The organism is Malikia sp. (assembly GCF_028687635.1).
In the GTDB taxonomy this organism is placed as follows: domain Bacteria; phylum Pseudomonadota; class Gammaproteobacteria; order Burkholderiales; family Burkholderiaceae_C; genus Malikia.
The window spans coordinates 16,597-37,708 of sequence record NZ_JAQTZS010000029.1 but is presented as its reverse complement, the minus strand read 5'-3'; the positions used below and the strand labels follow the sequence as shown (position 1 = coordinate 37,708).

Below are 21,112 nucleotides of genomic sequence, written 5' to 3'. Positions count from 1 at the left end.
CGCACCCGATGCATCACTTGCGCGAAATCCAGCGTCTTACCCTTGAGCATCCCAGCCATGACAGCCTCTGTCAGAAGTCTCTACGCCTCCAGTTTGCTCTCGTTCGGCCAAATTGAGAATTGCTGGCTACCAACTGACCACCACTGGCAAGCAGGCCCAACAACACCTGGAGCGCGACGAATGAGCTACGACACCTTCCCCCACCTCGACCACCCGCACTTCGTTGACCAGAGTGCCGAGTCACACGCCGAGTTCATGGCGATGCGCCCCGAGCCGGTGCAACCCACCAGGGACACCAGCATCCAAGCAGAGTACGCGCTGTTGAGCTTCGGCTTTTTGAATTTGCGCAGCCTTGACGCCGTGGCCGACTACCTCAAGCCCGAGCACTTTGTCGAGCCGCTGCACGGCAAGGTGTACGCCCGCCTGATGGCCGCCTTCAACCGTGGCGCGCAGGATGTAGACGTGATTGCCGTCGCTGATGAGCTGAAAGACGACGTGACGCTGCCCGAGCTGGTCGCCATCTCGCAACAGTCCGAGGGCGTGAGCTTTGGCCGTGCTGCTTCGCTGGGTCGATTGGTCTACGACAAGGCCCAGAACCGCCAGCTCTATGCCGCTTCCCAGCAGATTGCGGAGCTGGCTTTCGGTGATGGACCAGTCGCCGCCCGCATAGATGCCGCGCAAGCAGCCGTATCGGGCCTACAGGCTCACGAAAGCGCCGGGGAATGGGTGGACAGCTATCAGGCCATGATTGAGCACACGGAGCTGCTGGACAGGCGATTCGAGGGCCATGTCGTCGGCATCCAGACCGGCCTGCCAGACCTCGACGACATGCTCGACGGCGGATTGCAGCGGCAAAGCCTTGTCGTGGTCGGTGCGAGGCCCGGCATGGGCAAGACTGCCATTGGGATGACCATCGGCCTGCACATCGCGCAAACGCACAGCGTCGGCTTCCTGTCGCTGGAGATGCCGCACAAGGACGTGCGCGACCGTCAGCTTGCCATTCTGTCCGGCCTGCCGCTGTCGCATCTCAAGCGCCCCAAGCTGCATGACCTGAACTGGACAAGCGTGTCACATACCGTCGAGCAGGCGCGCGACCTGCGCTTTCACGTCAGCGACCGCGCCGGCCTGAACATCCTGCAAGTCCGTGCCCGCGCCCGCGCGCTCAAGCGCCGTCATGGCCTGGACGTGCTGGTGCTCGACTACATCGGCTTGATGCCCGGCACCGACCAGAAGATGCCGCGCGCCTACCAGGTCGAGGAAATCACCAAGGGCTTGAAGGCGCTGGCCAAGGAGCTGGACATTTGCATCATCGCGCTGGCGCAGGTGAACCGAGGCGTGGCCGACCGCGCCGACCAGACCCCCGCGCTGTCCGACCTGCGCGACTCAGGCGGTATCGAGCAGGACGCCGACGTGGTGGCCTTCATCAACCGCCCCATCGTCAACAAGCCAGACCTGCCCGCCGACTTCAAGCACTACGCCCTGCTGCGCGTGGCCAAGAACCGGCAGGGCCAGCAAGGCGACGTGCATCTGCACTACCAGGGCGAGCTGACCAAGTTCGGCGCCTGGGGTGGCGAGCCGCCCTGCCTCAAGAACATCGCGCCGGCCAAGGCCCGCAGCTACGCACTCGACTGACCAACACCAAGGACTGCACCACATGATCGACGCACTGATTTCCGGCAAGCTGCACGGCGCACCGACCCAACGTACCAGCAAGAACGGCAACACCTTCACGACCGCCAAGGTCCGGGTGCCCAGCGGGGACGACAGCATCTTCTGCAACGTCATCGCCTTCGACGATGGAGCCCAGGCCGCACTGCTGGCGCTGGGCACTGGCGAAGCTGTCTCGCTGGCCGGGTCGCTCAAGGTCGGTACCTGGACGGCCAGGGACGGCACCGCGCGCCCCAGCCTGGACATGACGGCATCCCAGGTGCTGACCAGCTACCACGTCACCAGGAAGCGCAGGGCCATGCAGCCCGAGCAGGAAGGCGGACAGCAGCGCCAGCCGCATCGACAGGTCGAGCCGGACCTTGACGACGGCTCCATGCCGTTCTGACCCTGCATCTGCAACCGTAAAGCAACAACATGACCGAGAAACGAAAACCGCCTGCCGGGCATGGCTGGAAGCCCGGCCAGTCAGGCAACCCAAGGGGCCGCAAGCCCGGAACCAGCGAAGTGCAGAAGCTGCGCGCTGCCATCGCTGACAAGGTGCCAGAAATCCTGAAAGCCCTGCTGGCGCAGGCGCTCGAAGGCGATGTGGCTGCCGCCCGCCTGCTGCTGGAGCGCACCATCCCGCCCTTGAAGGCCGTGGAGCCTGCGCAGCCGCTGACGCTGCCAGACGGCAGTCTGACCGAGCAGGGCCGAGCCATCCTGGCCGCCGTGGCTGCTGCCGAGCTGGCACCGAGCCAAGGCGCCGCACTGCTGGGTGCGCTGGGCACCTTGGCCCGTGTCGCCGAGGTGGATGAACTGGCCGCTCGCGTGGCCGCACTGGAGAGCAAGCATGGCAACCCTTGAAAAGCGCATCAAAGACCTGGAGCAACGCGATGAGGCTGCTATCGGCCTGCTGCCTATCGTTGTCGTGCCGGGCGCCCCCGGTGAAGCAGACCGCCCTCTCGACACCCTGCTGCTGCAAGATGGCTCGAAGGTCTGGCAGCGCACCAACGGCGAGACCGAGGACGACTTCATGAGCCGGATTCGCGCCGACTTGGAGCAGCAAGGACACGCTGGGCCGGTGCTGTTGTTCGCCGGCACTGACTACGAGGTGGCCTGAGCTTCCCCGCAAAGCCCGCGCAAACCCGGTACCAGGATTTTCTCGCCATGTCCGCACCATCGTTACCTGCATGAAGTGCAAGAACTGAAGGAGTGGAGCCAGCGCATGTCAAAGCGAACAACGGACGAAGCCTCAGACCTCGAATGGTTCCTCTCGGAGATACGGCGCATCAACGGCTGCGAGCGCACGAAGGAAGCGATTCTGGGAGTCGTCAAAGCCCAGGCGGGAAAAGTCATCCGCTTCACGCGCCGAGACCTGGTGCGCCCTACCCAGGTAATTCGTGCGCGCCAGTTGCTAGACGCTGGCAACAGCCGGGCAACCACACGCGACCGGCTGCGCTCAGAGCTGGGATGCAGCACAAGACAGGCGTACAACCTGATATCGGAAGCGATTCACAGCAGGCATTGAAAAGCTGCGCTGTGTCCTTGGGAGCAACGCCACCAAGGGTCAGGATATTCAGCGGCCCAGCGCCAGCTCTTCCTGGTGGAGCTGGCCTGGGTTGTTCGGTTTCAAACCGGAAAACCCCCAGGCACCCACCCCCGTAAACCCCGAAAACCCCAGGCAGGCCGCAGCAGCATGGCAAGGTCCTGTTTCAAACAGGAGCTTCGCAAGACAGCCAGACCAGCCACCGCGAGCAGCACGTCGCCTGTTCCTGGTCGAGCCCACGCCCGCTTCCTGACCCGCCCACCACGGAAAAAAAAGCGTAACTACCCCAGGCACCCACCCCCGTAAACCCCGAGAACTAGGTTTCGGGGGTTTTCGGGGGCATCCCCCAGGGGTCTTTTCAGAAAAAACGAGGCCAGCAGGTCACGCCGCCAGACCAATCTGCAAGGGACGACCTACCGCCACACTGGCACGCGCCAGGGTTGCCAGCGTCACGCTGGTGTCGTGTTCATCAAGCAAGCGGTTGACCACGCCTCGGCTGGTGTGCATGCGCTGCGCCATGGCCGTGCGCGTCAGCCCCTGCGCCTTCATAGCCTGGGCGAGTTGCCACGCCACCACGCGCTTGACGGCCGCCGCCACCACTTCCTCCTGCAATCCGTCCTCGCGCAGCAGGTCGTCGAGCGAGCTGCCTACATGCTGATTCATGGCTCAATCTCCTTTGATGCGCCGCAAGCGTCGTTGTGCCGTGTCCATATCGGGCGCGGGCGTCTTGGGCGACTTCTTCACAAAAGCATGCAGCAGCACCATTTGCTGCTCACGCACCGTAAACAGCACGCGCACGATGCCGTCGGGAATCGTGCTGCGAACCTCCCAAAGGCCATCCCCCATCTTGCGTACCAGCGGCATGCCCAGGGGCCAGCCAAACTGCACGGTCTTGAGGTCGGTGCCCACGGCTCGGCGGTCTTCCACCGTCAGGTCCAGCAGGAATTCGCGTACCGGCTCACGCCCGCTTTCCGTGGCGTAGAAGCGGACATCCAAAATAGGTTCACGCATGGCGGCATTGTATCTTTTTCGGTACGTTCAGCCAGCCCCATAGCGCTCTACCAACCCTGGCGCTGTGCTACAGTCCCCCTCGACGGTGCCCAGTAAAGCGCCGTCAACGGGATTGGCGTCCCGGAAATGTATAGGCGCAGCAAGCCGCGCGCCGCACATGCGACAGCGGCTTTTTTCATGTCCACATGCTGCGTGTGGCAGCACGGTGCAACCCGACTTCAACCCTTCGCCCAGCGCGCAAGGGTTCGGTTTGGCGGTCCGTGTGGGGAGCCCGCGAGGGCTCGCCGGTCCTATACCCGGTACGCCAACCTGCACGGACTGCCTCCCCCACGTTGATTGGCGTCGACAAGGGAGGCAGGTTCAACAACCTGTCGTATAGGAGCCTATCATGGCTGACACCACCGCTACCCTGGCGCGCACTGCCGCGCCCAGCATCTCCCTGGCCAGCCGCCGCGCTGCGCTCACCCAGTCCCCAGCGGACGCCAACGACCGCAGCCTTGTCGTGCTGCGCGTCCAAGCCGAGAACGCGCTGAACGCCGCGTTGACTCTGCTTCGCAATCCTCGCTTCACCGATTCCGACCTGCACCGCGCGACCGGCCGGGCCTGCCGTGCTGCAACCCTGCTCAAGCGCCTGAGCGCCGCCCAGGCGCAAGGAGCCGCAGCATGAGCGACACCACCACCAAGGCCACCGAGAACGTCGCCCCGCGTCGCCGTGCGAGCGACCGGCAGCAGCCCGAGCAGTTGGCCAAGGCCGCGACCGATGGCAACTTGATTCAGCGTCGCCGCAAGTCCGACTGGCCCACCACGACGAAAAGGACCGTCCTTGACGGCGGCTGTGTCGTGCTCGCATTCCCTGGCTACGACCTGCCTGCCGTGGTGAACAGGCGTAGGGGCCGCCTGCCCAACAGCATTCCCAAGCTGTCCGACGAGCGCAAGCGCCGACTGGAGCGGCAAGAGTGGGCGAGGACGCAAGCCCTGCGCCTTGCCGAGCTTGAGGGGAATTTCTGCGCAGCCGGGCTTCTCATCCGGATGCTGCGCGACGGGTTGGCCGAAATGGGTTACGACCTTGATGGCAGTCCGATGGCATCCAAGAAGGCGGGAGGCAAGGCATGAGCTTCGACCGTACCCGACTGCCCGAGCCTGCGGGCTACTACGAGGCCCAGGGCCTGCGCCTGACCGGCCCCAGGTCGGCCAAGTGGCGCACCACCACCTGCGCCTTCCACGGTGGGTCCGACTCCATGCGGGTCAACCTGCACACGGGCGGCTTCTGCTGCATGAACTGCGGCGCCCGTGGTGGCGACGTGCTGGCCTACGAGATGGCGCTGAACGGCTTGGAGTTCGTCGAGGCCGCACGCCACCTGGGCGCCTGGGTCGAGGACGGCAGGACGCCACCGACCAATCCCAGGTCGGCGCCATTGTCCCCTCGTGCCGCGCTGGAGGTGCTGGGCTTCGAGGCGCTGCTGGTGGCCGTGGCCGCCGACATGCTCGCCAAGGGTGGCAGCCTGTCCGTCATCGACGCCGAGCGCCTGAAAACCTGCGCCAGCCGCATCAACCGAATCGCGGGGTACTACGCATGACCGACTGGAACCGATACGAAGCAATGGCCGCCCAGCTCGATGCCGAGGTGTTCCCGGCCCTGCCAGACGCATCTGACGGCTTGCTGGCGCTGTCCACTGTCGAGCCGTGGCCCGAGCCGGTGCCGCTGCCCGCTGCGCTGCCGTCCGTGGCCCGGTTCGACTTCGAGCTGCTGCCGCAGGAGCTGCGCGGCTGGGTGGCCGACATTGCCGAGCGGATGCAGTGCCCGCCCGACTTCTCTGCCGTGGCCGTCGTGGTGACGGTATCCAGCCTCATCGGTGCGCGCGCCGTGGTGGCGCCAAAGGCCCGCGACGACTGGCGTGTCGTGCCGAACCTGTGGGGGCTGGTCGTGGGCCGTCCGGGCGTGATGAAGTCCCCGGCGCTGGGCGAAGTGCTCAAGCCGCTGTCACGTCTGGAGACCGGCGAGCGCGACAAGTGGAAGGCGGTCCACGAGGAATGGGCCGCTGACTGCGAGGTGCTGGCGCTGGTTTCCGACAAGAAGCGCAGCGAGGCCAAGAAGCTGGCCGCCAAGGACCCGACCGCCGCGCGCGAGATGCTGCGCCCCGCCGAGATGCCGTCCGAGCCAGTGGCCCGCCGCTACCTGGTCAACGACGCCACGGTCGAGAAGCTGGGGGAGCTGCTGACGGTCAACCCCTGGGGCCTGCTGGTCTACCGCGACGAGCTGCATGGTCTGCTGTGCAGCATGGACCGGCAAGGGCAAGAGGGCGCGCGTGGCTTCTACCTGAGCGCCTACGACGGCAACCAGGGTCATGCCGTGGACCGCATCGGTCGCGGCGAGGTCTATATCCCGCGTGTCTGCCTGTCCATGCTGGGCGGTATCCAGCCGGGCAAGGTGCAAAGCTACGTCCGGGAGGCCATGGCTGGCGGAGCGGGTGACGACGGCTTGCTGCAACGCTTCGGGCTGGCCGTCTGGCCCGACGTGAGCCGCGAGTTCAACTATGTGGACCGCTGGCCCGACAACGACGCCAAGCGCGCCGCCCTGGCGGTGCTCGACCGCCTGGACCGCCTGCAACCCGGCGCCGACGACGAGCCGGTCGAGTGGCGTTTCTCGCCCGAGGCCCAGGCGCTCTACGAGTCTTGGGTCGTGCCCTTCGAGACCGAGATTCGAGGCGACGAGCTGCATCCGGCCCTGGTGTCGCACCTGAGCAAGTACCGCAAGCTGGTGCCCGCGCTGGCGCTCATCTTCGCCCTGGTGGACACGCCTGACAGCGGCCACGTGATTCACGAGGTCGAGCTGTTGCGCGCGCTGGCCTGGGTGGACTACCTGCGCACACACGCCGAACGGCTGTATTCGGTCGCCGTGATGCCAGAGACCGCTGGTGCTCATGCGCTGCTGGCCAAGATTCGGGCGGGCAAGCTGGCGGACGGGTTCAGGCTGAAGGACTTGCAGCAGAAGGGCTGGGCCGGTCTGGCGACGACCGAGGCCGCGCGCAAGGCTGCCGACATGCTGGCTGACTTCGACTGGCTTGAGCGCGATGTCGCATCACCTGGTCGAGCTGGTGGCAGGCCGTCCGAGAGCTACCGCATCAACCCACAGGCGCTGCCGAAAAAAGCATAAACACCCCAAGCACCTACCCCCGTAAACCCCCTAAACCTAGTTCTCGGGGTTCTCGGGGGTGTCCCCCTGGGGTCATTTCAGAAAAAACGGCATCCGTCATCCGGTCCCGACCTGCCCCATCCCCACCGGGCGAGACGCCCAGCCGCCGCCCGGCCCATCCCTTCATCGAACAGGAGCTTCCTCATGGCTTCCACGATTGCATCCCACGAACACGACGCTCACCTGCCCGCCTGGGCCTATCGGGCGCTCGCCCTGGTCGCCGCCGTCATCGGCCTGGCCGCCAGTGGCGTGACCGCCCGCTTCTTCATCATCGGCCTGGAGCGCACCGAGGCCGACTCCCTGGCCCGTGATGTGCTCATCCTGGCTGGCGTCCTGATGGTCGTCACCGAGCTGGCCGCGTTCTTCATTGCCGCCCTGGTCCCGCGCCGCCAGTTGCGCGCCCTGCGCTGGCAGTTGACCATGTGCGCCTTGCTCCTGGTCGGCTTCGAGTTCGCCACCATCGCCGTGACTCAGATTGTCCTGGCCAAGAGCGCCGACGCGGTACATGACGGCACCAGTGGCCGCATCGCCCACCTGAAATCCAGCATCGACGCGCAGCGCGCCACCGCTGCCGCCCTGGTGGCGACGGGTTCACGCTCGGGTCAAAGCACCATCGCGTCCAGCCGTGCCGAAGGTGTCCAGGCCCTGCGGGAAGCCTCGCGCATCGAGGGCCGCACCGCTGCACTGTCTGCCGAGCTGGCGCAGTTGCAGGCCGAGCAGCGCCCGACCCTCAAGGCCGTGCTGGGCGAGTCGCTGACACTGGCCTACCAGTGCGCACGCGCTGGGCTCATCACCGTCATGGGGCTGGTGATGTTCGCCGCCTCGGGTGCGTTGCTACGCGCGGGTCGCCAGACTGGCCGGACCCTGGCAGTAGCTGGGCCTGTTGCACCTGCTGCCGTCGCTGCACCACAGACCCAGGCGACACCCAAGGGCACCACCGCTGCCCTGCCGACCTGGCGCCGCTACGCCCTGCCCGCCTCTGCACTCGCTGCTGGTGCTGGACTGGCCGCAATGGCTCCAACACCCGCTCAGGCCATCGAGGCACCCATGCAGACCCAGGAGACCGCTACGCCCGATGCACCGACCACAGATGTATCGACGACGTTGCACCCGTCTGTAGTGACGCCGCTACACCATTCCGTAGTGACGACGTTGCAGGCCGGCAGCACGGCACTGGTGACAGAGCAGGTAGACAATGCACCAGCTCAGACCACTACGCCGACCAGGAAGGCACGACGCGCCGCTGCACCCCGAGCCGCTGCCATGCGTGACACGGGCGTGGGCGAAGACGACGGCGCCCGCTTCCTGCGCGTGAAGGAGGGCATCGAGGCCAGGCGTATCAAGCCCAGCATCCGGGCCATCTATTCGGCTGAAGGTGCATCCCAGCAAGTGGCTCGACGGTATCTGCTGGCGCTGGAGCAGGCCGGCATCATCGAGCTGGCCGGGCAGGGCAAGGGATACCGGCTGACCCGCACCGCCTGACCCAGCGCCAGCAACCCGACAAAAACGCTTGACGCTCTAATTCTTGCCCATACAATAATTCAATGATGCGCTTCACCTTCGACCCCAACAAGGATGTGGCCAACATCGCCAAGCATGGCCTGTCCCTGGCCGATGCGCCGATGGTGTTCAACGCACCCGACAAGCTGACGCTGGAGTCACCCCAAGGTGGCGAGGCCCGCAAGATGGATGTTGCGCTGGTCGAGGTGGCCGGCGTGGTGCTGGTCCTGGTCTACGTGCTGCGAGAGCCGAACGAGGTGCGGGCAATCTCGCTGCGCCGTGCATCCAAGCAGGAAAGGAAGCTGTATGCCAACCATCAAGAAACCCACTGAGCACAAGGGCACCGACTGGGAACGGGTCAGGCGCGAGGCTGCCCAGGATGCGCCGATTCCGTTTGATGCTGACAGCGAGCCCTACGACCCGAACAACCCCGCTTCCGTGGCCGCCTATTGGGCGCAGGCGACCGTCAAGCGTGGCCGGGGAAGGCCGGCATCTGGCGTCAAGCGTCCGACCCTGAACATGAGGGTGGACCCCGAGGTTCTGGACGCCTTCAAGGCGACGGGGCCGGGCTGGCAAACGCGCATCAATGCCGCGCTCAAGGACTGGCTGCGGACGCATTCACCGGCCTGACCTGCGCCAGCAGCACCACCAGACCCGGCCGCGCGCCGGGTTTGTCGTTCCTGGTCGAGCAGCGTGTCGAGCCCATCCAGATTCCAAATCCCGAAGGGCTGGGGTATCCGAAAAATTTCGGACACCCCCAGGCCCGCCCATAGATGCCAAGGGTCAGATTTGAAGTCGCACCCTTCGAGCTGCTGACATGCTCCTGGTCGAACTGCCGACCCGCGAACTCTGGATTTGGAATCCGGAATTCAACGAGGGGCCGGCTCACTTTTGAGCCCGTCGAGCTGCTGGTGCTGTTCCTGGTCGAGCGCCGGAGCCAGTCGGCAGCGGGTCAAGCGGGACGGATTTCAAAAATCGTCTTACATCCGCCCTTACATACCTACCCAAAAACGAAAAAGCCCGGTCGCAAAACCGGGCCAAGTCGTTGATTTGAATGGTAGGGCGTCACGGACTTGAACCGTGGACCAAAGGATTATGAGTCCTCTGCTCTAACCAACTGAGCTAACGCCCCGAACCAGGGTTCGCATTCTAGCCTTTACCGCCGTGGCTCAGCGCGTTGCTGACCAATTTCGCCGTGATGTCGACGATCTGGATCATGCGGTCGTAGTGCATGCGCTGCGGCCCGATCACGCCCAGCGTGCCGACCACCTCGCCGTTGACCGCATAAGGCGCGCTGACGACGGAAAGCTCCTCGAAGGGCACGATCTGACTCTCGCCGCCGATGAAGATGCGCACGCCCTCGGCCTGGTTCGAGACCTCGAGCAGGCGCATCAATTGCGTCTTCTGCTCGAACAGGTCGAACATCTTGCGCAGGTGACCCATGTCGTGCGAGAACTCGCTGACCGAGAGCAGGTTGCGCTCGCCCGAGACGACCACGTCATCCTGCTCCATGGCCTCGCTGCCGGCGTCGACCGCCTTGACCATCAGCGAGGAGATTTCCCCGCGCAGCGCGTCGACCTCGGTCTTCAGGCGCAGGCGCACCTCGTCCATCGCGAGCCCGGCGTAATGCGCGTTGAGGAAGTTGGCGGCTTCCTGCAGCTGCGACTGGCTGTAGTCGACCTGGGTGTGGATGATGCGGTTCTGCACGTCGCCATCGGGCGAGACCAGGATCACCAGCACCCGCCGCTCCGACAGGCTGAGAAACTCGATGTGGCGGAATACCGAGGGCCGGCGCGGTGTCATCACGACGCCGACGAATTGGGATAGGCTCGACAGCATCTGCGCGGCCTGGCTCAGCACCAGGCGCGGCTGCTCGGCGGCGATGCCGGACGCGCCCAGCCCTTCGACCGCAGCGATCCGGTCACGCCGCACGGTCAGCATGGTGTCGACGAACAGGCGGTAGCCGCGCGCGGTCGGAATGCGGCCGGCCGAGGTGTGCGGGCTGGCGATCAGCCCGAGCTCTTCGAGGTCGCTCATGACGTTGCGCACCGTCGCGGGCGACAGCTCCAGGCCGGCCGCGCGCGAGAGCGTGCGCGAACCGACCGGCTCGCCGTCGGCGATGTAGCGCTCGACCAGGGTCTTGAGCAGCAGTTTGGAGCGGTCGTCTAACATGCCGGCCATTGTAGAAAAGCTTGTGATGTAATTTGGAGATGAACCTGCCCATATCAAGCCCGGCCCCCGAGACAAGCCGGGGCGGCAAGTCCCGCTTCCGCCATGTGGCGCTGGTGGGCAAGTACCATGCCGTCGGCTCGCGCGATGCGCTGGAGCGCATGGCGCATTTCCTGCACGACATGGGCTGCGAGGTGTCGATCGAGCGCGAGACCGCCGCGAACACCGGCCTGACCCATTACAACAGCCTGTCCGCGACCGGCATCGGCACCGAATGCGACCTCGCACTCGTGATGGGCGGCGACGGCACCATGATCGGCATCGGCCGTCAGCTGGCGCGCTTCGGCGTGCCGGTGGTGGGCATCAACCAGGGCCGGCTCGGTTTCATCACCGACATCCCGTTCAAGGACTTCGAAACCCACCTACGCCCGATCCTGCGCGGTGAATACGAGGAGGACCACCGCAGCCTGATCCACGCCAGTGTCTGGCGCGATGGCGACTGCGTGTTCGACACGGTCGCGATCAACGACGTGGTGGTCAACCGCGGCGGCGCGCCAAGCATGATCGAGCTGCGGGTCGAGGTCGATGGCCGCTTCGTCGCCAACCAGCGCGCCGATGGCCTGATCATCGCTTCGCCGACCGGCTCGACCGCGTACACCCTGTCGGTCGGTGGCTCGCTGCTGCACCCGGCGATCGACGGCTGGATCATGGCGCCGATCGCGCCGCACACGCTGTCCAACCGCCCGATCGTGCTGCCGGCCAGCGGCGAGATCGCGCTCGAACTGGTCAACGGCCGCGACGCCAGCGCCAACTTCGACATGCAGACCTTCACCAGCCTGCTGCCTGGCGACCGCATCACGGTGCGGCGCGCGCCCTACAAGCTCTGCCTGCTGCACCCCAAGGGCTGGAGCTATTTCGACACCCTGCGCAAGAAACTGCACTGGAACGAGGGAATGAACACATGAGCCTGAGCCGCCTGTCCCTGCGCGATTTCGTGATCGTGCGGGCCCTTGAGCTTGAGCTGGAGACGGGCTTCACCGTGTTGACCGGCGAAACTGGTGCCGGCAAATCGATCCTGATCGATGCCTTGCAGTTCGTGCTGGGCGCGCGCGCCGATGCCGGCGTGGTGCGCGAGGGCGCGCCGCGCTGCGAGATCGCGGCCGAGTTCGACCTGTCGGAGCCGGTGCGGGCCTGGCTGGACGAGAACGGCTTCGCCGCCGAAGCGGGCGAGCCGCTGCTGCTCAGGCGCCATCTGGACGGCCAGGGCCGCAGCCGGGCCTGGATCAACGGCAGCGCGGCGACCGTGGCCCAGCTCAAGAGCCTGGCCGACGAGCTGGTCGACATCCACGGCCAGCATGCCTGGCAGAGCCTGACCCGGCCCGACGCGGTGCGCCAGTTGCTCGACGACTACGGCCGCGTCTCGACCACCGAGCTGCGCGGACTCTGGGCCGGCTGGCGCGAGACGGCAAGGACGCTGGAGCAGGCCCGGCAGCAACAGGCCACGCTGCAGCAGGAACGCGAGCGCCTGCAGTGGCAGATCGGCGAACTGGACAAGCTGGCCCCGGCCGAGGGCGAATGGGAGGAGCTCAACCTGCAGCATGGCCGGCTGGCCAATGCGCAGGGCCTGATGGATGCCGCGCGCACCGCGCTGCAGGCGCTCGACGAGGAGGAAGGCAGCGCGACCCGCCTGCTGCACCGCGCGCTGCAGGCGCTGCAGGCGCAGCAGCACATCGAGCCGCGCTATGGCGAGATCACCGACGTGCTGCAAGGCGCGCTGGCCCAGGTCGAGGACGCCTGTCATGACCTGCAGCACCATGCCGACCCGACCGAGCTCGACCCGGCCGCGCTGGAGGCCCTGGATCAGCGGCTGGCGCAATGGCTGTCGCTGGCCCGGCGCTTCCGCTGCCAGCCCGAGGAGCTGCCCGAGCGTCTGGCCCAGTGGCAGCGCCAGCTCGCCGAACTCGACCGCAACAGCGATCTCGACGCGCTGCAGCAGGCCGAGCACGCCGCGCGGCAGGCCCTGCTCAAGGCCGCGAAGAAGGTCAGCGCCGCTCGTGCACAGGCCACGCTCAAGCTGTCGCAGGAGATCACGGCCGCGATGCAGGGCCTGGGCATGGCAGGCGGGCGCTTCGAGGCCAGGCTGGCCGCCCTGCCCGAGCCGCAGGCGCATGGGCTGGAGAACGTCGAGTTCCTGGTCGCGGGCCATCCGGGCAGCACGCCGCGCCTGGTCGGCAAGGTGGCGTCGGGGGGCGAGTTGTCGCGCATCGCGCTGGCGATCTCGGTCACGACCAGCCAGCTCGGCCAGGCACCGACGCTGATCTTCGACGAAGTCGACAGCGGCATCGGCGGCACGGTCGCGCAGACCGTCGGCCGTCTCATGCGTCAGCTGGGACAGGATCGCCAGGTGCTGGCCGTGACCCACCTGCCCCAGGTGGCGGCCAGCGCCGACCACCATCTCCATGTGTCGAAAAAGGTCGACGCGCAGGGCACGGCGAGCGAGGTGCGAGTGATCGCGGCCGAGGCCCGCGTGCAGGAGATCGCGCGCATGCTGGGCGGTGACAAGTTGTCGGACGCCTCGCTGGCGCACGCGCGCGAGATGCTGCAGCCATGAAAGGCAAATCACCCATGCAGCTGGTGCTGATCACCGGAATGTCGGGCTCGGGCAAGTCGGTCGCGCTGCACGCGCTGGAGGATGCCGGCTTCTACTGCGTCGACAACCTGCCGCCCGAACTGCTGGAGGATTTCATCGCGATCGAGCACGGGCACCACGCCGACCGGGTCGCGATCGCGATCGACGTGCGCAGCGCCAATTCGCTGCCCGGCATGCCGGCGCAGCTGCACAAGCTGCGCAAGGCAGGCCAGCCGCTGACGGTGCTGTTCCTCGACGCCAGCACCGACACGCTGGTGCGGCGCTTTTCCGAGACGCGCCGTCTGCATCCGCTCTCCGTACGGGACACTCAGGACCAGCACCGGGCACTGATCGAGGCGATTGAGCATGAGCGCGAACTGCTGTCGGAGCTGCGCGAGTACTCGCTCGTGATCGACACCAGCCAGCTCAAGGCCTCGCACCTGCGCAGCGAGGTGCGCAAGCTGCTGGATCATGGACAGAACACGCTGACGCTGGTGTTCGAGTCCTTCGGCTTCAAGCGCGGGGTACCGATGGACGCCGACTTCGTGTTCGACGTGCGCATGCTGCCTAATCCGCACTACGAGCCCGAACTCCGACCGCTGACCGGACTGGATGCACCGGTGGCCGACTTCCTGAGCCTGGAGCCCGAGGTGCAGGCGATGCAGGTCCACATCATCAACTTCATCGAGCGCTGGCTGCCTTCGATGGTGCGCGACCACCGCAGCTACGTCACGGTCGCGATCGGCTGCACCGGCGGCCAGCACCGCTCGACCTACCTGGTCGAGGAACTGGCCGCGCATTTCTCCAACCACTGGACGGTACACCGGCGCCACCGCGAACTCGACGCGCTCAAGCACGCGGGCTATTGAGACCCGCGCCGGCCCCGGCGCGACGAATTCAGCCGCCTCAGGCCGGCAGCAAGCGCACGAGCAGGCTGCGCAGTGGTGCCGGCAAGCCGAGGTCGAGATCGGCCCGGCTGGCCACCCACAGACCCGGTGCCGCTGGGCCAGAAGCCTGGTCCTCGCGCACACCGGCTGACCAGTCGATTTCGAGCGGACGCAGCACCAGGTCGCGGTGCGTGAGCACATGGCACACGGTTTCATGCTCCTGCCGCAGGGCCGGCTCGCCACCAAACGGTGCCAGCGCCTCGACGCGCGAGCCATGGGTCGGCAGGCAGTAGAGCCCGGCCCAGATGCCCTGCTCCGGTCGCCGCTCCAGCCAGACCGCGCCGTCGGCGCGACGCTGCAGCAGCCACCACCACTCGATGGTGCTGCGCTTGAGCTTGCGGGTGCGGACCGGAAAGTCCGCCGTCCGCTGCTGCCGGCTGGCCAGACAGATCGCGGCACCCGGGCAGGCCGCGCAATCGGGCCGGCTGCGCGAACACAGGCTGGAGCCCAGATCCATCAGGCCCTGGGTCCAGGCCACCATCGCGTCATGATCGGGGGCTGGCGGCAACAGGTCCTGAGCCAGCGCCCAGAGCCGGCGCTCCTGCGCCGCCACGGCCAAATCGCCCTCGAAGGCCAGCAGGCGCGAGAGCACCCGCTTGACGTTGCCGTCCAGGATGGAGATGCGCTCGCCGAAACAGAAGGCCGCGATCGCTGCCGCGGTCGACTTGCCGATGCCCGGCAGGGTCTGCAGCTGCTCGGCGCTGGCCGGAAAAGCCCCGCCCCAACGCTCGACTACCGCCTGGGCGCATCGGTGCAGATTGCGCGCGCGGCTGTAGTAGCCCAGCCCGCTCCAAAGCGCGAGCACGTCCTCCTGCGGGGCTGCGGCGAGCGCGTGCAGGTCGGGAAAGCGTTCGAGGAAACGCGGGTAGTAGCTCAGCACGGTCGCGACCTGGGTCTGCTGCAGCATGATCTCGGACAACCAGACCCGGTAGGGATCGCGCGTGCCCTGCCAGGGCAGGCCGTTGCGGCCGTGGCGGCGCTGCCACTCGACCAGGCGCGGGAAGAAAAGAACGGGCGAAACGGTCAGCGATGGGGCGGAAGCAGCGAGCGGCATGAAAGAAGATGAGGCGGTCAGAAAGTCTGGCAATCCGGGCAGAAGTAGGTCGAACGCTGCCCCTGGCGCAGGGTCTGGATGGTAGCGCCGCAAGCCCGGCAGGGCTGGCCCGCTCGGTCGTAGACCATGGCTTCGAGCTGGAAATGACCGGTCTTGCCCTCGGCGCTCGAAAAGTCCCGCAGCGTGCTGCCGCCCTGCTCGAGCGCGCGCGCCAGCACCGAGCGGATCGCGCCGTGCAGGCGCTCGGCCCGGGCCTGACTCAGACTGGAGGCGCTCAAGGTGGGCTGGATGCCAGCGGCGAACAGCGCCTCGGAGGCATAGATGTTGCCGACGCCGACCACGATGTCGCCCGCCAGCAAGACCTGCTTGATCGCGGAGCGACGGGCCCGCAGCGCCTGCCAGAACGCGAGCGGATCAAAGCCGTCACCGAGCGGCTCGACGCCGAGATGCCCCAGCAGCTTGCGCGCGACCGGGTCGGCTTCGGATGCGGCCCAGACCACGGCGCCGAAGCGGCGCGGGTCGTGCAGGCGCAGCAGGCCGCGACTGGTCGCGAGCTCGAAATGGTCGTGCGGACCGGGCGGCGGCAGCGCGCCCGCGTAGGCCAGGCTGCCCGACATGCCGAGGTGGATCAGCAACAGGCCCCGGTCGAGGTCGAGCAGGAGATATTTGCCGCGCCGACGCACCTGCTGCACGACAGCGCCCTGCAGCGCTGCGGGCAGGACGCCCAGCGGCCAGCGCAGCGGCTTGCCCAGCCGCACGGCCTCGATGCGGGCGCCGGCGATGCGGTTGGCAAAGCTCAGCCGGGTGACTTCGACTTCGGGCAATTCTGGCATGGGAACGGACAAGCTGGGAAACAGGCCTTCCATTATCATGCGGCGATGGACAGCCTCGCCTTCATGCACCCACGCGCGCCCTTCTCGCCCATCCGAACTGGCTCGCCAGGGTGGCGGTTGCGGTCGTCCCTGGCTGCGGCGCTGGCACTGGTCCTGTTGGGAGGGGGTGGCCTGGCCAGTGCCGCCAATGGAGAAGCTGCCGCCACGAAGCAACAGGCCAGGCAGCAGATCAAAACGCCGGCCACGCTGCCGCAGGACTCCGGCCTGAGCGGCGAGCTGTTCTTCCAGCTGCTGGTCGGCGAGCTGCAGGTCAATCAGGGGCAGCCGGGGGCCGGCTACACGCTGATGCTGAACGCCGCGCGCAAGAACAAGCGGCCCGAGCTGTTCCGCCGTGCGGTCGAGATCGCGCTGCAGGCACGCTCGGGCGACGCGGCGCTGCAGGCCGCGCGCGCCTGGGCCGAGGCACAGCCGCGCGCGGCCGAGCCGCAGCGCTTCGTGCTGCAGATCCTGCAGGCGCTCGACCGGCCGGCCGAGATGGGTGCGCCGCTGGACGCGCTGCTGCGCCTGACCCCGGTAGGCCAGCGCCAGGAGCTGATCCTGGCGCTGCCACAGATGCTGGCGCGCCTGGGCGACAAGTCGGTGGCGCTCCAGGCCGCCGCCCCCATGCTGCAGCAAGCCGGCAAGACCCCGGCACTCGCGGCGCCAGCCTGGACCAGCCTGGGGCGGCTGCAGCTGGCGGCAGGACAGCCCGCACTGGCACTCGAATCGGCGAAAAAAGCCATGGCCTTGGGCGGCAAATCACCGCTGCCGGCCTGGCTCGGGCTCATGCTGCTTGAGCAGCGCCAGCCCGGCGCCGAGCGGCTGGTGCAGCGCTGGCTGGCTGGCCGCGACAGCGAGGACGCGCGCCGGGTCCGGCTCGAATACGCCCGGCTGCTGACCGACCAGCTCCGACCGGCCGAGGCGCGGGAGCAGCTGGCCATCCTGACCCGCGAGCATCCCGAGCTGGCCGAGCCCTGGCTGCTCGAAGGCCTGCTGTCGCTGCAGCAGGGACAGCTGGATGCAGCGTCCTCGGCACTGCAACGCTACCTCGCGCTGCAGCCCGCCGAGCCAGCGGCGCGCGGCAGCACCCAGGCCCGGCTGCTGCTGTCGCAAGTCGCAGAGAAGCAGGGCCAACTGGATGTCGCATTGAGCTGGCTGGACCCGATCGATGACGCCGAGGCCCAGCCCGCCGTGCAGACCCGCCGCGCCTTGCTGATGGCACGCCAGGGCAAGCTGGCCGAGGCACGCGCGCTGCTGCGTGGACTCCCGGCCGAAGGCCCGGCGGACGAGCGCCGCAAGCTGCAGGCCGAGGCACAGCTGCTGCGCGAGCTCGGCCACCATGCCGAAGCGCTGGAGGTCTACGCGCAAGCCACGCAACGCTTCCCGCAGGATGCCGACCTCGCTTACGAACGCGCGATGGTGGCCGAAAAAGCCGGCCAGCGCGACGAGATGGAGCGCCTGCTGCGCGAGCTGATCGCGCGCTCGCCCGACTACGGCCACGCCTACAACGCGCTCGGCTACTCGCTGGCCGACCGCAACGTGCAGCTGGAGGAAGCGCGCGCGCTGGTGCTGCGCGCGGTCGAGCTGCTCCCCGACGATCCCTTCATCCAGGACAGCCTGGGTTGGGTGGAGTTCCGCCTGGGCAACCTGGCCGAGGCCAGGCGGGTGCTGCAAGCCGCTTTCGAGCGGCGGGCCGACCCCGAGATCGCCGCCCACCTGGGCGAGGTGCTCTGGACCGACGGCCAACAGGAGGCGGCGCGCGCGGTCTGGCGCCAGGGCCTGCAGCTGCAGATTGACAACGAAACCCTGCTGCGCACGCTGCAGCGGCTGCGGGTCCAGCCATGACCGCCCGACCCGGCGCTCGCAGACACTTGCCGGCCTGGCTCTGCACGGCCGCCCTGCTGCTCGCCTCGGGCTGCGCGAGCCAGCCACCGGCCGCACCGACGCCCGCCAGCCTCCCTTCGGCCGCGGGCCCGTGGAGCGGTCGGCTGTCGCTGCAGGTCGAAAGCGAGCCGCCGCAGGGCTTCCACGCCGGCTTCGAACTGCTCGGCAGCGCGCAGGCCGGCGAGCTCAAGCTCTATACCCCCCTGGGCGCCACGCTGGCCAGCGCACGCTGGAGCGCGGATTCGGCCCTGCTGCTGCGCGGCGACGACATGCGCGCCTACCCCGACCTGGCCACGCTGACCGCCGCATTGACCGGCGCCGCGCTGCCGGTGGCCGAGCTGTTCGAATGGCTGCAAGGCCGTCCCGCCCAGGCGATCGGCTGGAGCGTCGAGCTCGGCGCTAGCGATGGCCGGGTGCGCGCCAGCCGCTCGGAGCCCGCCCCGCCCGCGACGCTGCGCCTGATACTCGACCGGCCGCAACAATGACCCCCTGATCCCCCTTCCCCCTTTCTTATATGTCGCTGCGTCAACTGCTGGACGTGCCCGCGCCGGCCAAGCTCAACCTCTTCCTGCATATCACCGGCCGCCGCGCCGACGGCTACCACCTGCTGCAGTCGGTCTTCATGCTGATCGACTGGTGCGACACCCTGCACTTCGACCGGCGGACCGGCGGCGTGATCAGCCGCGAGGACATCGGCGGCACGGGGCCGGCCCTGCCCGACAACGATCTGGTCGTGCGCGCCGCGCGCGCGCTGCAGCAGGCCACCGGCTGCGAATGGGGCGCGCATATCGCGCTGGAAAAGCGCATCCCGCAGGAAGCCGGCCTGGGCGGTGGTTCCAGCGATGCGGCCTCCTGCCTGCTGGCGCTCAACCGGCTCTGGGGCCTGGAGCTGCCGCTGGCGCAGCTGATGCAGATCGGCCTGCGGCTGGGCGCCGACGTCCCCTTCTTCCTGGGCGGCGACAACGCCTGGGTCGAGGGCGTGGGCGAGCAGCTGACCCCGATAGCACTGCCGGCGGCCGACTTCATCGTGCTCAAGCCGCCGACCGGCGCCTCGACCCCGAAAATTTTTTCCAGCCCCGAGCTGAAACGCGACAGTTTTGTCTCTACAATGCGAGAATTCTTTGCAAGCCCTTGTGTTTATGAATTTGGACGCAACGACCTGCAGCCAGTCGCAAGCGATCTGTGCCCCGAGATAAAAATCGGCATCGAAATCTTGAGACAGCAGAAAATTTCTGCTAGAATGACGGGCTCAGGCAGCGCGATGTTCGCGAAAGCGAATCAGGCAGTTGATAAAATTGCCTTTCCTGACGGATGGATCGCGAAAAACTGCAAGAATTTGTTTGAGCATCCTCTCAAACAGTGGCGAAAATAGATTACAATCTCTTTCGTTGCTTGTTGGGAGAACATGACAAGCAAGCACTGCATTCGGTGTGTAGCGCAAGCTGCAAACCCGTGTAGGGGAGTCGCCAAGTTGGTCAAGGCATCGGATTTTGATTCCGACATGCGAGGGTTCGAGTCCTTCCTCCCCTGCCAAATTTATCGTTAGCAATTACACAGAGCGGCCTTCAAGGGCCGCATTGTGTTTCTGAACACCAATTTTCTCGCCGGGTTCTCCATGCAAATCACCACGCCAGTGCAATCGCCGGATTTCATGATTTTCACGGGCAACGCCAACCCGGCGCTGGCCGCCGAGATCGCCCAGCAGCTCGGCACCAGCCTGGGCCAGGCCGCCGTGGGTCGCTTCTCCGATGGCGAAGTGACGGTCGAGATCAACCAGAACGTGCGTGCCCGCGAAGTCTTCGTGGTGCAGTCGACCTGCGCGCCGACCAACGACAACCTGATGGAGCTCATCATCATGGTCGACGCGCTCAAGCGCGCCTCGGCCGAGCGCATCTCCGTCGTCATCCCCTACTTCGGCTACGCCCGCCAGGACCGCCGTCCGCGCTCCAGCCGGGTGCCGATCACGGCCAAGGTCGTGGCCAACATGCTGCAGGCCGTCGGCGTGCACCGCGTGATGACCATGGACCTGCACGCCGACCAGATCCAGGGCTTCTTCGACATCCCGGTCGACAACGTCTACGCTTCGCCGGTGCTGCTGGGTGACCTGCGCTCCAAGAACTACGAGGACCTGCTGGTCGTCTCGCCCGACGTCGGCGGCGTGGTGCGCGCCCGTGCGCTGGCCAAGCAGCTCGGCTGCGACATGGCCATCATCGACAAGCGTCGCCCCAAGGCCAACGTGTCGGAAGTCATGCACGTGATCGGCGACATCGAAGGCCGCAACTGCGTGATCATGGACGACATGATCGACACCGCCGGTACACTGGTCAAGGCCGCCGAGGTGCTCAAGGAACGCGGCGCCAAGAGCGTCTACGCCTACTGTACCCACCCGGTCTTCTCCGGCCCGGCCATCGAGCGCATCGCCAAGGGCAGCGCCCTCGACGAGGTGGTCGTGACCAACACCATTCCCTTGAGCGCGGCCGCCCAGGCCTGCACCAAGATCCGCCAGGTTTCCGTGGCGCCGCTGATGGCCGAGGTCATCCAGCGCATCGCCAACGGCGACTCGGTGATGGATTTGTTCGCCGAATCGAACTGATTCGACGACAAAAAGCAGCGTCCACCACGGTGGGCGCTTTTTCTGTTGGGGGCCGCTGGTCGCGGAT

At 66.9% G+C, this 21,112-nt stretch carries 24 protein-coding genes and 2 tRNA genes; 20 read left to right on the top strand and 6 right to left on the bottom strand.

The features are described 5' to 3' along the window. Positions 1–180 precede the first annotated feature (180 nt). The 5 genes from PHR85_RS13440 to PHR85_RS13420 all read left to right on the top strand — a co-directional run bounded on the left by PHR85_RS13440 (position 181) and on the right by PHR85_RS13420 (position 3,175). Positions 181–1,632 (top strand): DnaB-like helicase C-terminal domain-containing protein, encoded by a 1,452-nt coding sequence (locus tag PHR85_RS13440; RefSeq protein WP_300055123.1) that lies wholly within the window; start codon positions 181–183, stop codon positions 1,630–1,632. Positions 1,633–1,654: 22 nt separating this feature from the next. Then, positions 1,655–2,053: a single-stranded DNA-binding protein gene (locus PHR85_RS13435; protein WP_300055120.1), complete on the top strand. Its 399-nt coding sequence runs from the start codon at positions 1,655–1,657 to the stop codon at positions 2,051–2,053. Between the two features lie 29 nt (positions 2,054–2,082). Beyond that, complete coding sequence (locus tag PHR85_RS13430) at positions 2,083–2,511, top strand: DUF5681 domain-containing protein (RefSeq protein WP_300055117.1); 429 nt, start codon at positions 2,083–2,085, stop codon at positions 2,509–2,511. Then, positions 2,498–2,767, top strand: a complete 270-nt coding sequence (locus PHR85_RS13425; protein ID WP_300055114.1) for a hypothetical protein — start codon at positions 2,498–2,500, stop codon at positions 2,765–2,767. The genes PHR85_RS13430 and PHR85_RS13425 overlap by 14 nt, the downstream gene beginning before the upstream one ends. Positions 2,768–2,842: 75 nt before the next feature. Continuing rightward, the gene (locus PHR85_RS13420) at positions 2,843–3,175 is read left to right on the top strand and encodes a hypothetical protein (protein WP_300055111.1); all 333 of its coding nucleotides are present in this window, start codon (positions 2,843–2,845) and stop codon (positions 3,173–3,175) included. 399 nt (positions 3,176–3,574) lie between these two features. Here the strand turns inward: PHR85_RS13420 and PHR85_RS13415 are convergent, their stop codons facing one another. Continuing rightward, positions 3,575–3,856 (bottom strand): Fis family transcriptional regulator, encoded by a 282-nt coding sequence (locus PHR85_RS13415; RefSeq protein WP_300055108.1) that lies wholly within the window; start codon positions 3,854–3,856, stop codon positions 3,575–3,577. Positions 3,857–3,859: 3 nt separating this feature from the next. After that, the gene (locus PHR85_RS13410; protein ID WP_300055105.1) at positions 3,860–4,204 is read right to left on the bottom strand and encodes a type II toxin-antitoxin system RelE/ParE family toxin; all 345 of its coding nucleotides are present in this window, start codon (positions 4,202–4,204) and stop codon (positions 3,860–3,862) included. A 388-nt stretch (positions 4,205–4,592) separates the two neighbouring features. On the opposite strand from PHR85_RS13410, the gene PHR85_RS13405 reads away from it, so the two are divergent. From PHR85_RS13405 to PHR85_RS13375, 7 genes are all read left to right on the top strand, one after another. After that, positions 4,593–4,871: a hypothetical protein gene (locus PHR85_RS13405; protein ID WP_300055102.1), complete on the top strand. Its 279-nt coding sequence runs from the start codon at positions 4,593–4,595 to the stop codon at positions 4,869–4,871. Continuing rightward, positions 4,868–5,317 (top strand): hypothetical protein, encoded by a 450-nt coding sequence (locus PHR85_RS13400; RefSeq protein WP_300055099.1) that lies wholly within the window; start codon positions 4,868–4,870, stop codon positions 5,315–5,317. The genes PHR85_RS13405 and PHR85_RS13400 overlap by 4 nt, the downstream gene beginning before the upstream one ends. Next, a complete protein-coding gene (locus tag PHR85_RS13395) occupies positions 5,314–5,781 on the top strand; it encodes a CHC2 zinc finger domain-containing protein (RefSeq protein WP_300055097.1) in 468 nt (155 codons plus the stop codon). The genes PHR85_RS13400 and PHR85_RS13395 overlap by 4 nt, the downstream gene beginning before the upstream one ends. Next, entirely contained in the window at positions 5,778–7,358 is a 1,581-nt protein-coding gene (locus PHR85_RS13390; protein WP_300055094.1) for a YfjI family protein, read from the top strand. Before PHR85_RS13395 ends, PHR85_RS13390 begins: the two co-directional genes overlap by 4 nt. A gap of 183 nt (positions 7,359–7,541) precedes the next feature. After that, positions 7,542–8,879, top strand: coding sequence for a hypothetical protein (locus tag PHR85_RS13385; RefSeq protein WP_300055091.1), 1,338 nt, complete (start codon positions 7,542–7,544; stop codon positions 8,877–8,879). A 62-nt stretch (positions 8,880–8,941) separates the two neighbouring features. Further along, complete coding sequence (locus PHR85_RS13380; RefSeq protein WP_300055088.1) at positions 8,942–9,229, top strand: BrnT family toxin; 288 nt, start codon at positions 8,942–8,944, stop codon at positions 9,227–9,229. Next, positions 9,204–9,527 carry a BrnA antitoxin family protein gene (locus PHR85_RS13375; protein ID WP_300055085.1) on the top strand — a complete coding sequence of 108 codons (324 nt, stop codon included), beginning with the start codon at positions 9,204–9,206 and terminating at the stop codon, positions 9,525–9,527. Before PHR85_RS13380 ends, PHR85_RS13375 begins: the two co-directional genes overlap by 26 nt. A gap of 425 nt (positions 9,528–9,952) precedes the next feature. Here PHR85_RS13375 and PHR85_RS13370 read toward each other — a convergent pair. Beyond that, a tRNA-Ile gene (locus PHR85_RS13370) sits at positions 9,953–10,029 on the bottom strand. A 17-nt stretch (positions 10,030–10,046) separates the two neighbouring features. Further along, positions 10,047–11,069 carry a heat-inducible transcriptional repressor HrcA gene (gene hrcA / locus PHR85_RS13365; RefSeq protein WP_300055082.1) on the bottom strand — a complete coding sequence of 341 codons (1,023 nt, stop codon included), beginning with the start codon at positions 11,067–11,069 and terminating at the stop codon, positions 10,047–10,049. A 38-nt stretch (positions 11,070–11,107) separates the two neighbouring features. Here hrcA and PHR85_RS13360 point away from each other — a divergent pair, with 38 nt between their 5' ends. Genes PHR85_RS13360 through rapZ form a run of 3 tightly spaced genes read left to right on the top strand, consistent with a single transcriptional unit; the run spans position 11,108 to position 14,564 of the window. After that, on the top strand, positions 11,108–12,031 hold the full coding sequence (locus PHR85_RS13360) for an NAD kinase (protein WP_300055079.1): 924 nt from the start codon (positions 11,108–11,110) through the stop codon (positions 12,029–12,031). Then, a complete protein-coding gene (gene recN / locus PHR85_RS13355) occupies positions 12,028–13,677 on the top strand; it encodes a DNA repair protein RecN (RefSeq protein ID WP_300055077.1) in 1,650 nt (549 codons plus the stop codon). The genes PHR85_RS13360 and recN overlap by 4 nt, the downstream gene beginning before the upstream one ends. Beyond that, positions 13,674–14,564, top strand: a complete 891-nt coding sequence (gene rapZ / locus PHR85_RS13350) for an RNase adapter RapZ (protein WP_300055074.1) — start codon at positions 13,674–13,676, stop codon at positions 14,562–14,564. The genes recN and rapZ overlap by 4 nt, the downstream gene beginning before the upstream one ends. Positions 14,565–14,601: 37 nt before the next feature. Here the strand turns inward: rapZ and mutY are convergent, their stop codons facing one another. After that, positions 14,602–15,696, bottom strand: a complete 1,095-nt coding sequence (gene mutY, locus PHR85_RS13345; protein WP_300055072.1) for an A/G-specific adenine glycosylase — start codon at positions 15,694–15,696, stop codon at positions 14,602–14,604. Between the two features lie 17 nt (positions 15,697–15,713). Then, the gene (gene mutM, locus PHR85_RS13340) at positions 15,714–16,529 is read right to left on the bottom strand and encodes a bifunctional DNA-formamidopyrimidine glycosylase/DNA-(apurinic or apyrimidinic site) lyase (protein ID WP_300055069.1); all 816 of its coding nucleotides are present in this window, start codon (positions 16,527–16,529) and stop codon (positions 15,714–15,716) included. A gap of 117 nt (positions 16,530–16,646) precedes the next feature. Here mutM and PHR85_RS13335 point away from each other — a divergent pair, with 117 nt between their 5' ends. The 5 genes from PHR85_RS13335 (at position 16,647) to PHR85_RS13315 (ending at position 21,045) form a co-directional block, all read left to right on the top strand. After that, complete coding sequence (locus PHR85_RS13335) at positions 16,647–18,413, top strand: tetratricopeptide repeat protein (RefSeq protein ID WP_300055067.1); 1,767 nt, start codon at positions 16,647–16,649, stop codon at positions 18,411–18,413. Then, positions 18,410–18,937 (top strand): lipoprotein insertase outer membrane protein LolB, encoded by a 528-nt coding sequence (locus PHR85_RS13330; RefSeq protein ID WP_300055064.1) that lies wholly within the window; start codon positions 18,410–18,412, stop codon positions 18,935–18,937. Before PHR85_RS13335 ends, PHR85_RS13330 begins: the two co-directional genes overlap by 4 nt. Before the next feature lie 35 nt (positions 18,938–18,972). Next, the gene (ispE, locus tag PHR85_RS13325; RefSeq protein WP_300055129.1) at positions 18,973–19,824 is read left to right on the top strand and encodes a 4-(cytidine 5'-diphospho)-2-C-methyl-D-erythritol kinase; all 852 of its coding nucleotides are present in this window, start codon (positions 18,973–18,975) and stop codon (positions 19,822–19,824) included. 84 nt (positions 19,825–19,908) lie between these two features. Continuing rightward, positions 19,909–19,985, top strand: a tRNA-Gln gene (locus tag PHR85_RS13320). Between the two features lie 82 nt (positions 19,986–20,067). Further along, positions 20,068–21,045, top strand: coding sequence for a ribose-phosphate pyrophosphokinase (locus tag PHR85_RS13315; protein ID WP_300055061.1), 978 nt, complete (start codon positions 20,068–20,070; stop codon positions 21,043–21,045). Positions 21,046–21,112 lie beyond the last annotated feature (67 nt).